The organism is Conexibacter woesei Iso977N, from assembly GCF_000424625.1.
Lineage (GTDB): Bacteria > Actinomycetota > Thermoleophilia > Solirubrobacterales > Solirubrobacteraceae > Baekduia > Baekduia woesei_A.
Genome location: NZ_AUKG01000002.1, coordinates 709270 through 723873, shown reverse-complemented (window position 1 = coordinate 723873; position 14604 = coordinate 709270). Strand labels below are relative to the sequence as shown.

9 protein-coding genes, 1 other RNA gene and 1 riboswitch are annotated in these 14604 nt (G+C 73.1%); of the genes, 1 reads left to right on the top strand and 9 read right to left on the bottom strand.

The annotated features are described in order from the left end of the window. The first annotated feature begins 15 nt into the window (after positions 1–15). Positions 16–2229 carry a thioredoxin domain-containing protein gene (locus H030_RS0115765; protein WP_027006809.1) on the top strand — a complete coding sequence of 738 codons (2214 nt, stop codon included), beginning with the start codon at positions 16–18 and terminating at the stop codon, positions 2227–2229. On the opposite strand, the gene glnA is transcribed toward H030_RS0115765, so the two are convergent. The 9 genes from glnA to rnpB form a co-directional block, all read right to left on the bottom strand. Then, a complete protein-coding gene (gene glnA, locus H030_RS0115760) occupies positions 2226–3563 on the bottom strand; it encodes a type I glutamate--ammonia ligase (RefSeq protein WP_027006808.1) in 1338 nt (445 codons plus the stop codon). The two genes, H030_RS0115765 and glnA, sit on opposite strands and share 4 nt — an antisense overlap. Before the next feature lie 192 nt (positions 3564–3755). Beyond that, complete coding sequence (locus H030_RS0115755) at positions 3756–4547, bottom strand: hypothetical protein (RefSeq protein ID WP_155892076.1); 792 nt, start codon at positions 4545–4547, stop codon at positions 3756–3758. 11 nt (positions 4548–4558) lie between these two features. After that, positions 4559–4705, bottom strand: a riboswitch (cyclic di-AMP (ydaO/yuaA leader). A gap of 313 nt (positions 4706–5018) precedes the next feature. Further along, positions 5019–5516, bottom strand: coding sequence for a c-type cytochrome (locus H030_RS37255; RefSeq protein WP_155892075.1), 498 nt, complete (start codon positions 5514–5516; stop codon positions 5019–5021). A 217-nt stretch (positions 5517–5733) separates the two neighbouring features. Next, positions 5734–9270: a DNA polymerase III subunit alpha gene (locus H030_RS32660; protein WP_231398451.1), complete on the bottom strand. Its 3537-nt coding sequence runs from the start codon at positions 9268–9270 to the stop codon at positions 5734–5736. 86 nt (positions 9271–9356) lie between these two features. Then, a complete protein-coding gene (locus H030_RS0115740) occupies positions 9357–10631 on the bottom strand; it encodes a hypothetical protein (protein ID WP_027006806.1) in 1275 nt (424 codons plus the stop codon). A 138-nt stretch (positions 10632–10769) separates the two neighbouring features. Then, positions 10770–11024, bottom strand: a complete 255-nt coding sequence (locus H030_RS0115735) for a hypothetical protein (RefSeq protein ID WP_027006805.1) — start codon at positions 11022–11024, stop codon at positions 10770–10772. Further along, positions 11021–12283, bottom strand: a complete 1263-nt coding sequence (locus H030_RS0115730; protein ID WP_027006804.1) for a hypothetical protein — start codon at positions 12281–12283, stop codon at positions 11021–11023. Before H030_RS0115730 ends, H030_RS0115735 begins: the two co-directional genes overlap by 4 nt. A 67-nt stretch (positions 12284–12350) precedes the next feature. Beyond that, positions 12351–14081, bottom strand: a complete 1731-nt coding sequence (locus H030_RS37250) for an LLM class flavin-dependent oxidoreductase (RefSeq protein ID WP_051222847.1) — start codon at positions 14079–14081, stop codon at positions 12351–12353. A gap of 51 nt (positions 14082–14132) precedes the next feature. Beyond that, positions 14133–14463: RNase P RNA component class A (gene rnpB / locus H030_RS37680), an RNA gene on the bottom strand. Positions 14464–14604: the final 141 nt, after the last annotated feature.

The following is a 14604-nucleotide window of genomic DNA, read 5'->3' as shown; positions in this document are numbered from 1 at the left end:
CGCTAGCGTCTGCCCATGGCCAACGCGCTGGCACACGAGTCGTCCCCCTACTTGTTGCAGCACAAGGACAACCCGGTCGACTGGCGGCCGTGGGGTCCGGAGGCGCTGCGCGAGGCGCGGGAGTCCGGACGGCCGTTGTTGGTGTCCATCGGGTACTCGGCGTGTCACTGGTGCCACGTCATGGAGCGCGAGTCGTTCGAGGACCCGGCGGTGGCCGAGTTGATGAACAGGTGGTTCGTGTGCGTCAAGGTCGACCGCGAGGAGCGGCCGGATGTTGATGCCATTGCCATGGAGGCCGTCCAGATGATGACCGGCCACGGCGGCTGGCCGTTGAACGTGTTCTTGACGCCGGACCAGGTGCCGTTCTACGGCGGGACGTACTTCCCGCCGGGACCGCGGCAGGGCATGCCGGCGTGGCCGGCGGTGCTGGAGGCGGTCGCGGACGCGTGGCGGGACAAGCGCGGGGAGATCGAGGCGGCGGGTGCGCGGATGGCGGAGCGCCTGGGCTCGACCACGTCGCTGCGGCCGTCGCCGGATGCGTTGGGTCGCGAGCCGCTGGACGACGCCGTGCGCAACCTGCGCGCCGCGTTCGACGCGGCCGAGGGCGGCTTCGGCGGCGCGCCGAAGTTCCCGCCGTCGGCTTCGTTGTTGTTGTTGTGGACGGTCGCAGCGCGTGGCGGGTCCTGGGCGGCCAAGGCGGGTGACATGGCCGGCGCGACGTTGCGTGCCATGGCCCGCGGCGGGATCTACGACCAGATCGGCGGCGGCTTCGCCCGCTACGCCGTCGATGGCGAGTGGACCGTCCCGCACTTCGAGAAGATGTTGTACGACAACGCGCTGCTCGCGCGGGCGTACCTGCACGGTTGGCAGATGACCGGCGACCGCCTGTTCCGCCGCGTGTGCGAGGAGACGCTCGACTTCATCGCCCGCGAGCTCCGCGGCCCGGAGGGCGGGTTCTACGCGGCGCTGGACGCGGACTCCGAGGGTGTCGAGGGCAGGTTCTACGTGTGGACGGTCGCGGAGCTGCGCGAGGTGCTCGAGGCCGCTGCCGCTGCGGCCGGCGGGGACGCTCCCGGCGGCGACGCGGCGCCCGGCGCCGCCACTGCGCCCGACGCCGCCACTGCGCCCGGCGACGACGCCGCGCCCGGCTCGCGTTCCTCCGCGGGCGACGTCGAGGCGGCGCTGGCGTGGCTGGGCGCGACCGATGACGGCAACTTCGTCGACCCGCACCACCCGGCGCCCGGCCTCAACGTCCTGACGGGGCGCGGGCCGGAGCCGGCGCCGGAGGTCCGGGAGCGGATCCGGAGCGCGCTGTTCGCCGCCCGCGCACCGCGGGTCCGGCCGGGGCTGGACGACAAGCGCCTCGCGTCCTGGAACGCGCTGGCGATCAGCGCGTTCGCCGAGGCGGGCGCGGTCCTCGGGCGCGAGGACTACATCTCGATCGCGACCGGGGCGGCGGGGTTCGTCGCGGACTCGCTGATGGATGACGGCCGCGTCCTGCGCACCTGGAAGGACGGCGCCGCGAAGCTCAACGGGTACCTGGAGGACCACGCCTACCTGCTGGAGGCGTTCCTGAAGGTCTACGAGTCGACCTTCGACCCGCGCTGGTTCGCGCTCGCGCAGGGTCTCGGCGACCGTATGTTGGAGCACTTCTCCGAGCCCGAGCACGGCGGCTTCTTCTCCACGTCCGACGACCACGAGGAGCTGCTCGTCCGCCGCCGCGACATCGAGGACCACCCGACCCCGTCGGGATCGTCGTCCGCCGCGGTCGGCCTGCTCCGCCTCGCGGCGTTCACCGGCGAGTCCAAGTACGCGGACGCCGCCGAGTCCCACCTCCGCCTCGTCGCCCCCCTCATGGGCACGCACCCGCAGGCCTTCGCCTACGCCCTCGTAGCCCTCGACCTCGCGATCCACCCCTCCCGCGAAGTCGCCCTCGCGGCGCCTGAGGCCGCCGCGTCATCCTCCGGCGCCGCGCCTTCGCCCGACGCCGCCGCCTCACCCTCCGACGCCGCGGCTCCGCCCGCCTCGCCCCTCGCGCCCCTCGCCGCGGTCGTCCGGGAACGGCTGCGGCCGGGGCTCGTCCTCGCCGGCTCGCCCGGCGACGGCGTCCCGCTGATGGACGGCCGGACCCCGGTCGACGGCGCCGCGGCGGCCTACGTCTGCGAGCGCTTCGCCTGCCGGCGGCCGGTCACCGACCCGGCCGCCCTGCGCGAGTTGTTGGAGGACTAGAGGACCGGCAGGTAGCGGTCGAGCTCCCACTGCGTCACCTGGACGCGGTAGTCCTCCCACTCCTGGCGCTTGATCTCGATGAAGCGGTTGAACATGTGCTCGCCGAGCGTCCGCAGCACCAGCTCGGACTCGGCGGTCAGCTCCACGGCCTCTCCGAGCGTCTCGGGAAGCTGCTCAATGCCCAGGCGCTTGCGCTCGTCGGGCGACAAGTGGTAGAGGTTCTTCTCCATCGGCTCGGGCAACTCATAGCCCTTCTCGATGCCCTCGAGGCCCGCCTGCAGCAGGGCGGCGAACGTCAAGTAGGGGTTGCACGCGGGGTCCGGGCAGCGCAGCTCCATCCGGGTGCCCTTCTCCTTGCCGGGATGGTAGAGCGGAACGCGCACCAACGCTGAGCGGTTGCGGCGCGACCAGGCGACGTAGACCGGCGCCTCGTATCCCGGCACAAGCCGCTTGTAGGAGTTGACCCACTGGGCGAAGATCGAGCTGATCTCACGCGCGTGCTTGAGCTGGCCGGCGATGAACGCCTTGCCGATGTCGCTCAGGAAGTAGGGGTCGTCGGCGTCGAACATCGCGTTGGACCCGTCCTTGAACAGGCTCATGTGCGTGTGCATGCCGGAGCCGTTCTCGCCGAAGAGCGGCTTGGGCATGAACGTCGCATGCCAGCCGTACTTCATGGCGTACTCCTTGACCGTGATGCGGTAGGTCATGCAGTCGTCGGCCATCTTCAGTGCGTCGGCGAAGCGCATGTCGACCTCGTGCTGCGAGGGGCCGACCTCGTGGTGGGAGTACTCGACGTGGATGCCGAGCTGCTCCAGGGCCAGGACGGTCTCGCGGCGGACGTCGGAGCCGGCGTCGAGCGTCGTGAGGTCGAAGTAGCCGCCCTCGTCGAGGACCTCGGTGCCGTTCTTGTCGCGGAACAGGAAGTACTCGAGCTCGGGACCGACGTTGAACGTGTCGAAGCCCATCGAGCGCATGCGCTCCAGCGCGCGGCGGAGGACGTGGCGCGGATCGCCCTCGTACGGCGTGCGCTCGGGCGTGAGGACGTCGCAGAAGACGCGGCCGACGCCCTGTTCCTCGGGGCGCCACGGGAGGATCGCGAAGGTGCTCGGGTCCGGCATGGCGATCATGTCGGACTCCTCGATCGCGTTGAAGCCCGTGATCGACGAGCCGTCGAAGCCCATCCCGTTCTCGAACGCATCCCCGAGCTCGCCCGCGTTGATGCTGAACGACTTGAGCTGCCCGAGGATGTCCGTGAACCACAGGCGGACGAAGCGCAGCTGATGCTGCTCGACGAGTGCCTTCACGTCCTCGACAGTGCGCGGCTTGTCGGTCATGGCCGTGGACCCTAGAGGATCGCGGCTGTCACGCCGGTCGGAAGATCGGCGCCGATGTGTCGAGGCGCACCGCGCACGCGGCGCACCGCTCCCCTCCGCGTCGGCGGCAGGGACAGGCGACCGCGGTGGCGTGCCGCGGTCGCAGGGTCCCTCTGTGGCCGAACAGCCGCCCGGAGGCGGCCAGGAGTCGAGCTAGCGGTGCTTGAAGGCGCGGACGGGCGCCGTGTGGTGGACGTGCACCACGTGGGCGCTGACGGCCGGCGCGTAGATCCGGGGCGCGCGGACGGCGGCCTGCGAGGAGGACGTCATCGCCGCGAGCAGGATCAGGATCGCGCCGAGGGCGACGGCCCAGAGCGCGATGCGGTCGGGACGCGGTCCGACGCGGTCCGACGCGGTCCGGCCCCTGTGGCGCTGGGCCATCGACGGCAGGCCGAGGTGCGTCGGGCGGCCCTTGATCTGGACCGTGCGGCGCGCGCCGGCGGGCGGCGGGGGCGACGCGAAGGGGTCGTCGGCGGCGCTGAGGTGCGCCAGCTCGTGGGCGACGTCGGCCGGGGCCTCGGCGAGGACGACGTCGTCGGCCATCGTCAGCTCGATCGTGCGTGAGCCGGACGTGTCGGCGCCGCCGGTCAGCTCGATCGTGCGGGAGCCGGACGTGTTGGAGGTCAGCTCGACGACGCGGTCGGTCCCGGCCGCGCGGGCGGCGGACTCGGCGGCCGCGCGGGCGATCTCGGCGTCGGTGGTCGGGACGAAGACACCGTGGAGCGGGTGGCCGGCGTCGGCTTCGGCCTGCTCGGCGGCGGTGGCGGCCTCGGCGCGCTCGTGGGCGACGTCGGCGCCACGGCGCCGGGTCATGCGGCGGCGCGGGACGAAGTCGATCTCCTCGCCGAGCCAGTCCTCGGCCGGGCGGCGACGGCCCGGGCCCACGAGATCCTCACGTTCCTGCTGCACATCGGCCCACCAGTTGGGCGCGTCCGTCGATGGCATCGAAAGTGTCCTCAGTCTCTTCCTTGGGCTTACGGGGTTAGCTGACGGGCTCGCGCCTGAAGAGCGGCGCTACGTGCAAGACGATTCGCCCCGAGACAACACGGGTCCCCCGCTTCCCAACCGGGCGAGCCCGGGCGGGAATTCAGCGGTAGTGAACGGCGGCATCGTAGCAACGTCGAAAACCCCTGCTAGCTCGCAGAGTTATGGCAAGCGCCAACTGACGGCATAGTCAGGGATCCATCGGACGGAATCACCCCGCACCTTCCGACAAACGCCTCCTTGACATCCCAGAACCGACCTGCGGACGACTTGCCACGGTCGTGCGAATTGCCTCTTGACAAGGTCCGCGCGCGGGGACCGACCGGCATCGCCGCACAGCGCGGCGGGAAGCCGAGCAGGCGCCGACGGACGCAGAGAAGCAGCGTGCGCCTCGGCGACCGAGGCGCCGCGCTGCGGTGAAGCAGGCGGCGCTTAGCGGCCCGAGACGCGGGCGACGTAGGCGGCGACGTCCTTGGCGTCGTCGCCGTAGAGCAGGCCCGCCGGCATCTGGCCGTTGCCCTGGGCGCGGCCCTTGGCGATCGCGTTCAGGACCAGGGCCTGGGGCACGTTGCCGCCGTTGAGCGTGTCGAGGTTCGGGCCGACGCGGCCGACGGCAGCCGAGCCGCCGAGGGTGTGGCAGGTCGAGCAGTTGCGCGCGAAGAGCGCGCGGCCGTGCGTCTCCGCCGCGTTGAGGTGCGCACCGCCCGCGCCGTCCGACGCGTGGCTGTGGCTGTTGGTGATGAGCACCAGCGCCGGGAGGCCGATGCCGAGCACGAGCATCACCACGCCGAGGCCGAGCCCCCACGCGCGTCGCTTGCCGGGGGACTCCGGGCCGTTGCCGCCGGGCTTCCGGCCACTGCGCATCGCCGCGAGGACGACCGACAGGCCGATGGCCAGGAAGATGAGGACGAACACCAGGGTGCCGATCACGAGCGGCACCCTATCCGGTGACCCGGGTCCCAACGCAAGTCTTGACCGCAACGACGGACCGCGATCCCCTGCCGCCGGGCCGTGTTCGAGGGCGCGTCATGCAGGGACAACGACCCGCCGCCCGCCTCGCCGGCACGTCCGCTGAGAAGCAGCGCCGAGCGGCTACCGGCCTCGCCGGCGCGCTCGTCGCGCAGCGAACGACAGCGGCGTGTCGGCCTCATCGACGCCGTCCCGAGGCGAAGCTCTGGGCCGCTGGGGCGACGGCGCGGAAGTCGTCGGTGCCGGTCGCGGCGAGGTCGTCGTCGGCTTCGGCGGCGCGGCGGGCGTTCTGGCGGGCCAGCTCGATCGCGTCGAGCATCGAGAAGTCCTTGACCTGCGCGGCCGGCTGCTCGCTGATCCCGCCGGTCACCGACGTCACGTGGTGGACGCCGACGTCGGCTGCGGGCTTGGCCTGCATCTGCGCGCCGCTCGCGTCGAGGCGGACGAGGCGCTTGACCACCACGTTGATCGCCCCGCCACCGTTGGCGTGGCGCTCCATGATCCCCTCGGCCCACACCAGCGGCTCGGCGCGTACGACGGTCCGGTCGCGCTCGTAGACGTCCGGCGGCACGATCAGGTTGATCGTCCCGGTCTCGTCCTCCATCAGCATGAAGACCACGCCCTTCGCGGTCCCCGGCCTCTGCCGCGCGACGACCAGCCCGCCGACCTTCACCGGCGTCCCGTGCCAGCGGCGCTCCAGCTCGGCCGCCGCGACCATGCCCTTCGCGCGCAGGTCACCCCGCAACAGCGACAGCGGATGCTCGGCCGTCGTCAGCCCGGTCGTCGTGTAGTCGGCGATCATCGCCTCCCACCCCGTCAGCCCCGGCAGCGCGGGCGCCTCCCCCACCTCGAGCGGCAGTGCCAGCTGCGTGCCCAGGTCGGCCCGGACGCGCCGCCCGGACGCGCCGACCACCGACGTCAGCAGCCGCTTGCCCGGTGCCGCCACACCGAGCTCCCACAGCGCCCGCCGCCGCGAGCCGCCCGCCAGCTCGTCGCACGCGCCCGACCACGCGAGCTGCTCCAGCGACGTCCGGCCCGCGCCCGCGCGCGAGGCCAGGTCCTCGACCGACCGGAACGGCCCCGCCGCCGCGCGCGCCGCGACCAACGCCTCGACGTCCTCGCCCCGCACGCCCAGCACGTAGCCGAGCCCGATCCGGACGCCGGCGGTGCCCGCGTCGTCGACGTCGACCACCTTGCACTCGGCCTCCGACGCGTTGATGTCCGGCGGCAGCACGGTGATCCCGCGCCGCTGCGCCTCGTGGACCAGCGCGTCCGGCGGGTAGAAGCCCATCGGCTGCTCGTCGAGCAGCGACGCCAGGAACTCCGGCCCGTGGTGCACGCGCAGCCACGTCGACTGGTAGGCCAGCAGCCCGAACGCCGCGCCGTGGGCCTTGGGGAAGCCGAACCCCGAGAAGCCCTTGACCATCGTCCACACGCGCTCGGCGAGCGCCTCGTCGACGTCGGGCCACTTGCGCAGCGCCTTGTCGACGAAGCGCTCGTGGTAGGACTCGATCGCCGCGTCGGACCGCTTGCGGCTCATCGCGCGCCGCAGCCCCTCGGCCTCCCCCGGCGACAGCCCGGAGAACGCCTGCGCGACCTCGATGACCTGGTCCTGGAAGATGATCGTCCCGAGCGTGTCCTCCAACGGCCCCCTCAGCGATGGATGCTCGTAGGGGATCTCGTAGGACGGGTCGGCCCGCCTCCGCTGGAGCCGGTCGATGTAGGGGTTGACCGCGCCGCCGACGATCGGCCCCGGCCGCACGATCGCGACCTGGATCGTCAGGTCCTGCAGCGTCGTCGGCCGCGTACGCCGCAGCGACCCCATCTGCGCACGGCTCTCGATCTGGAAGACGCCGGTCGTCTCCGCCTTCTGGATGCACTCGAACGTCGCCGGGTCGTCCATCGGGATCGTCGACAGGTCGATCCGCTCGCCGCTGCGCTGGTGGATCGCCTCGACGCAGCGCTCGACCGCCGACAGCATCCCCAGCCCGAGCAGGTCGATCTTCAGGAACCCCGCGTCCGAGCAGGAGTCCTTGTCCCACATCACCATCTGCCGCCCCTCCATCGCCGCGGGGACGACCGGGCAGCAGTCGATCAGCGGGCGCGTCGCGACGATCATCCCGCCCGAGTGCTGGCTGAGATGGCGCGGCAGACCGTGTGCCTCGGCGGCCAGCTCGTGCAGCCAACGCCAGCGTCCCTCCTGCTCGCGGCCTTCGCCGAGCGCGACGGCGATGTCGCGGTCGACGGTCTGGGCCGAGAACGCCTCCGACGACCGGGCGACGCGCTCGATCTCCCCCGGCGGCAGGCCGAGCGCCTTGCCCAGCTCACGGATCGCGCCACGCGCGCGGTAGGTCGGGAACGCCGCGACCAGCGCCGCCCGGTCCTGCCCGAAGTGGTCGTGCACCCGCGGGATCAGCACGGCGCGGATGTCGCGCGGGAAGTCGAGGTCGATGTCGGGCAGCGCCGTGACGTCCTCGTTCAGGAACCGCCCGATGAGCAGGTCGTTGGCGATCGGGTCGACGTGCGAGAGGCCGGTGAGGTAGCAGACGATCGAGGACACCGAAGACCCACGCCCGCGCCCCGGCGGCAGCAGCGAGCGCGCCGCCGCGCGGCCGCGGACCTCGAGGGCGACGTCGCGCGCCAGCTCCAGCATCTCGTGGTGCAGGAGGAAGAACCCGGACAGGCCGAGGTCGCGGATCAGCACCAGCTCGCGGTCGAGGCGCTCGGCGGCGGCACGCTGGTGGACGACGCCCGCCGCGCCCGGGCCGTAGCGCCTGTCGAAGTACGCCCCGCAGATCTCGGCCAGCTTGCGATCGGCGTCGTCATCCTCCGCCCCCGGGTAGCGGTAGCCGAGGTCGGAGGCGAGGCTGAAGCCGATCGAGTCCGAGATCCGCCGCGACTCCGCCACCGCGTCCGGGTGATCCTCGAAGCGCGCGGCCATCGCCTCGGGCGACGTGAGTACGTGCGTGTGGTTGCCGCGCCGCAGCGGCTCGGAGGCGTCCAGCGACGTGTGCTCGCGGATCGCGACCAACGCGTCCTGCAGCCGCGCGCGCTCGGGCGCGTGGGCGTGGACGTTGCCGGTCGCCACGCACGGAACGCCGAGACGCCTGGCCAAGTCCTCCAACATCCGGTTGCGCCCGCGGTCGTTGCGCGCGAACGGGCGCTGCAGCTCGACCCGGAACGCGTCCGGCCCGAACGCGTTCAGCAGCGCGCGGGCGGTCGGCTCGTCGTGGACGCCGCGGCTCGCGCAGCCCGACAGGCAGATGAGGCCGGACGCGTGCTCGGCGAGGTCTGCGACCGTCAGCACCGGCGCGAGCACCTTGCGCCGTCCGGGCACCTCACGTGTGTGCGCGTGCGCCCGCGTGAGCAGCCTGCAGAGGTTGCGCCAACCGGTCGCGTCGCGCACCAGAAGCGTGACGTGCCGGTTCCAGGCGCCGGCGGCCTCCGCGTCGGACAGCAGCGCGCCCTCGCGCTGCGCGCGGGCCGTCGCGTCGTCGACCAGGTCGACCTCCGCCCCGTGGATCGCCTTCAGCCCCAGCGACGTGCACGCCTGCGAGAACTCCATCGAACCCGAGACCGAGTTGTGGTCGGTCAGCGCGAGCGCCTCGTGCCCGCGCTCGAGCGCCGTCGCGACCAGCTCGTCGGGCAGCGAGGCGCCGTCCAGGAACGAGAAGGCCGAGTGGCAGTGGAGCTCGGTGTAGGCACTTGACGACACGAACACATGTTCGCATACTCTCCGGACGAGATGCAACCCCCGCAAATGGAGACACATCACAGAACGTTGCACGAACCTGCGCGCCGTCATGCGAGGCACCCGGTGCGCGGGATCCACTGGCCGTCGAGGCCGCGCGAGACCGCAGAGCGCAGGCGCGTCGCGACGTTCGTGTGGCCCCAGTCGACCCTCACCTGCGGGCCGATCGGGAGGCCGAGGCTCCTCGAACCCGTGTCCTCGGACCGGTCGACGACGCGTGCCTCGACGGTCCCGTGCGCGGCGAGGCGCTCGCGCAGCGCGCGGGTCGCCGCGGCGGGTGAGCCGAAGTGCGGGCGCATCGCGTCCAGGAGGCCGCGCGCGGCGGCGAGGTTGGCGGGATCGGTGAGGTCGAGGTGGGCGTCGACCGCGAACGCGCGGCCCTCCGGCGCGCCCGGGCCGAGCAGGCCGGCGACGGGCTGCAGCGCGTCCGGGAGATCGGCGGTCCCGCCGTAGCGGCCGGTCGCGGTGACGCGGAGGTCCAAGGGTCGCCCGGCCGCGTCGAGCTCGACCGCGTAGGTCTCCCCACCGGTCGTGCTCGTCAGGCCGAGGACGCCTGCACCGTCGAGCTGAATGCGCGACGACGCCTGGGTGTAGATCGTCCGGTGGCCGGTGCGATGGTCGACGCGCGTGCCCGCGAGGCGGTCGAAGCGCAGGTCGGCGCCGGCGAGGGTGATCGTGTCGTCGCCGCTGTGTGCGCCTGCGAAGGCGTTGATGGAGGCGACGGTCGCGAGCTGGTTGTAGGTGATGTCCGGCGGCGGCGCGGAGCCGCGGATCACGGCGAGCGGCGCACCGCGGCCGCCGCTCAGGACCGGGCGGTTGCGGAGGCCGTCGAGGAGGCGGTTGACAGCCGCGCTCGACGGCAGGATCCAGGTCTGGCCGGACTCGGCGGTGCCGCCGTAGGACGCGGTGAGCGCCGCGGCCGCGGAGACGTCGAGGCCCGCGAGCGCGAGCCCCTGCTCGGGGCCGGCGGTCGCCTGGATGGCGAGGAGCTTCGAGGTCCCGCGGGTCACGGCGTAGGTGCCGTCGGAGCGTTGTTCTACAACTGCGATCCTGCCGCCGCCGAGGGTGACGAGCACGACCTGGGCGGCGATGCTGCTGGTCCTCGAGTCGGACGCGACGACGCACGGCTCCCGATCGCGCCAGCAGTCGCCCGCCGAGACGACGCAGACCGCCCGCGCGAGCTGCCGCGTGACGCCGCGCCCGAAGAACCCGGCCTGCGCGAGCGCGGTCCCCGTCGCGCCGAGCAGCACCGCGACCACCGCAACGACCGCGATCCACTCGACCGACGCCTGCCCCTCCGTGCCTGTCGTTTCGCCCTGTCTCATGTCCACGCCCGAGGGCGGAGCGAGACGTGCTGCGGAACCAGACACGTTCGTTGCGCCTTCGCGCAGGGCGACGAGCGAGAAGCGCGCGCCGCGCAAGGTGAGCGCGCGGCACGAGACGCGCGGCGGCGCGACGCCGCGTCAGCGCTGGCGGTGCCAGCCGCCGGCGCCGTCCAGCTCGCGGAAGAGGACGAGCAGCTCGCCGGTGGTCGTCACGACTTCCCAGTAGCGGCGGCGGAGAGGTGCGTCGGTCCACCAGCGGTCTTCGACGACCCAGGATTCGCGGACGGCGTCGACCGCGCGGCCGTCGACGGACAGCGGGCGGCCGCGGGCGTCGGCCCGGACCTTTGCCGGCAGCGGGACGTTGAGGCGGCGGGGGCTGCCGGTGGCGGTCACAGCTCGTAGGGCGCCAGGACCGACTGGCGCTCGGGGACCCGGGAGTCCGGGTCGACCGTCACGACGCGCAGCGCCGCCTCCGGCCCGGCGGCCGCGCGGGCCTGGCGGATCGCCTCGCGCATCCGGGCGGTCCGCTGCGCCGAGCCGTCCTCGAACAGGGCGCGCGCGCCGGTCCCGACCGTCCCGAACCGTTCGACGGTCAGCCGCAGCGCCTCCGCCGGAGCGGGCAGCTGCGTCAGCTTCTGGCCGAGCACGAGCCGCATCCGGACCGGGTCCGCCAGCGGCTCCCGGAACACGACGCGCTCGCGCCACGTCCCGCCCTCGACCAGCCGCGCGCCCAGGACCACGACGCGCAGCGTCCGCCCGCGGCGCTCACGCCGTGCCAGCAGCTTGTCCACCAACAACACCAGCGCCCGCTCCAGCTGCGCACCGGAGCCGGACTCCGGAAGCTCCAGGACCTCCTCCAGCACCTCACCGGGCTGCCGCGGCCGCAGCTCGCTGTCGCGGCCCTGCGTCAAGTCATAGGCCAACTCGCCGGCGCGCCCGAAGCGGTCGGCCATCGCGGGGCGGCCGAGCGACGCGACCTGCCCGAGCGTCCCGATCCCGAGCCGCTCCAGCGGCCGGACGAGCGCCTCGACCTCCGGCCTTTGCCGCAGCAGCGTGACCGGCTCACCCGCCAGCGCCCGCGCGCCGTCGACGACCTCGGCCCGCCGCGACCGCGCCCGCATCGCGCCCGCCAGCGCGCAGAACCGCGACGGCCCCGCGCCGATCCGCGCCGGGAGCCGCAGCGCGCCCCGCGTCGCCGCGATGACCCCGCCGAGCCACGGCGGCGCGCCGGGGCTGACCGCCGCGGAAGCACCACCGTGCAGCGGGATCACGACGGCGCCGGAATCCGCACGAGCACCAGAGCCCGTGCCGTGCAGCCGCGCCAGCCCGCGCGCGTCGAAGAACGCCAGGCCCGGGGCCTCGCTCTCGACCGCCGCGCCGACGGACTCCAGGCGCGCGAGGACCTTCTCCCACGCGTCGGCGACGCCCAGCGGGTCCGGTGGGATCAGCGCCAGCGACGGGCAGCGCGCGAGCGCTTCGCCGAGGCGCATCCCGGCGTGCACGCCGGACGACTCCGCCGACGACGAGACCTCCCCCACGCACTGCTCCCGCCCCGGCTCCGGCGCCAGCGCGGCAGGCCCGCGCGCGAGGGCCGCGCGGCCACCCGCGGCGATGACGAGCTCGAATCGGGGAAGGTGGACGGCGACGATCACAGCGAACACATGTTCGCATCGCCGCCGGACGGATGCAAGGTCCGGTTCGGAAGCGAACCGCCGCGCGTCAGAACGCGGCCGGCTGCCCGAACATCTCCCCCAGCTTCAGCGCGACCGCGAAGTCCCCGGCCAGCTCCATGCGCCCCGTCATGACCGCCTGCACCGGGTCGAGATCGCGCCCCGCGATCCGGATGAAGTCCGCCACCGCGAGCGTGATCGTCAGCTTCGGCTCGCCGCCCGCAGCACCCGCGCGCGCCCGCGCACGCAGGGGCTCGCCGCCGATCGACACCGTCCACGACCGCACCGACCCGTCCGCCGCGCGCAGGTTGTACTGGATGTCGCCGGTGAACCCGCCCGCGCGCCCCGGGACGAACTGCCGCTCCATCGTCGCGAAGATGACGCGCAGGCCGGCGCCCGACCCGACCGTCCTCTCTAGGCGCGCGTCGTCCGAGCGCCTGACGAACGCCTGGAACGCCTTCTCACCCCGTGCCTCCATGTCGCGCCGGAAGGCCACGAACTTTGATCGATCCGTAATACCCATCGTTTCCACCTCCGTATCAGCGGCAGCCGCCGGAGCGGCGCCGTCGTCGTCCGCCCCGAAGGCGTCGTCAACCCCTACAACCTGCCGTGCCTCGCGCCGTTCCAGCGCGCGCCGGGCGTCCGCGCCGGTGAAGCGCGACGGGCGCGGCGAACCCGCGAACGCCGGCATCACCTCGGCCGCGAACAGCTCCAGCGCAGCAAGGACATCATGATGAGCGACGCCGCCGCTGGCGACGTGCAGGACCAGTTCGTCGACCCCCGCGTCGTCGTAACGCGCGACCAGCTCGCGGACCTGCTCCGGCGTCCCGATCGCGCCGCGCAGCGAGCCCAGGCCGCCGCGCAGGACCCTCACGCTCAGCGGCTCCCCGGAGGCGACGATCGCGGAACGCGCAAGCCCAACGTCGTCCCGGCGCGCCTCGAACTCCTCCCACACCGACGTCCGTCCCGGCCGGTGCCGGCCAAAGGACTCGTAGTAGCCGCGCGCGTAGGCGTCGAAGTGGGCGCCGTCCAGGCCGCGGGCGAGCGCCTCGGCCTCGTCGGCGTGGACCATCATCGGCAACGCGAGCGCGAACGACGCGTGCACGGCGAACCCAAGTGGGACGCACTCGGTCAATGTCTCGTAGTACTCGTCGACCCAGTCCCTCACGGGTTCCGGATCGGTCGGGGTCAACAGCAGCGCGCCGAGGCCGCCCTCGGCGGCCACCCGCGCGGTCGCGCGCTTCCCGCCGCCGAGCCACAGCGGCGGGTGCGGCGCTTGGACCGGCCGCGGGACCACCTGACGCGCCGCGGGCATCCCGTCGCCGCCCGCGAACGGCGTCTCGACCATCATTCGCGCGGCCACGCCGAGCGCCGCACGCCACCGCGCGCGCTGGTCGGCGCGCGCGACGCCGAAGGCGCCCAGCTCGGCGCCGGCGACCGACTCACCCGCCGCGAGCGCCACGCGGCCGCCGGACACGAGGTCCAGGGAGCAAGCGCTCTCCACGACGAACGTCGGGTTCGTGCCGTGCAGCGCGAGCGGGACCGGGCCGTAGCCCAACCTGATGGTGTTGGTCCTCGCCGCGGCCGCGGCGAGGAAGACCGCGGGCGCCGAGGCGCCCGACCGCTCCTCCTGGAAGTGCCGTTCCGGGATCCAGACCGCGTGGTAGCCGAGGCGGTCGGCCAGCTCGACCTGCTCCAGCGCTTCCTGTAGGAGTTGCTGCTCGGCGCCGCGCGCGGCGGGGCCAGGGAGCTGCAGCTCGTGGAGGATCGAGAAGCGCACGAGGGCCGGAGACTATGGCGAGGCCCCTCCCGGTGTCGGAAGGGGCCCCGCTGTAGCACGCCTGTAAGCCGGATCTTGTCGTGGACGACCATCCATCTGAGCAGCCGACCTGGACCTCGGCGGGCAGCCTACGAACGGTCCTGCTTGGCCTTGCACCCGGTGGGGTTTGCCTGGCCGCCATGTCGCCATGACGCCGGTGCGCTCTTACCGCACCTTTTCACCCTTGCCTGTGCGGGGCGCACGTGCGGCCCCGCCATCGGCGGTATGTCTCTGTGGCACTTTCCCGCGGCTTTCGCCGGGTCGACTTGCGCCGACCACCGCGCCCTGTGGTGTCCGGACTTTCCTCGACGAGATTTCTCCCCGCCGCAGCCGTCCAGCGTGCGTGTCCAGGGTAGCGGGGCGACGGGGGTCGAGTCCAGCGGTGCATGCGCGTTTTCGCGCGCGTGTCAAGGCGAGCTTTGGAGTGCACGTTGCTGCATCGTTGGGGGTTGCTGGGTGCCTTCGACCGTTCCGAACTGGTGCA

What these genes read in the sequence shown, in the direction of transcription:
- H030_RS0115740 (WP_027006806.1), bottom strand. Translation starts at nt 10,631, where the DNA reads ATGAGACAGGGCGAAACGACAGGCACGGAGGGGCAGGCGTCGGTCGAG.
- H030_RS0115755 (WP_155892076.1), bottom strand. Translation starts at nt 4,547, where the DNA reads ATGCCATCGACGGACGCGCCCAACTGGTGGGCCGATGTGCAGCAGGAA.
- glnA (WP_027006808.1), bottom strand. Translation starts at nt 3,563, where the DNA reads ATGACCGACAAGCCGCGCACTGTCGAGGACGTGAAGGCACTCGTCGAG.
- H030_RS0115765 (WP_027006809.1), top strand. Translation starts at nt 16, where the DNA reads ATGGCCAACGCGCTGGCACACGAGTCGTCCCCCTACTTGTTGCAGCAC.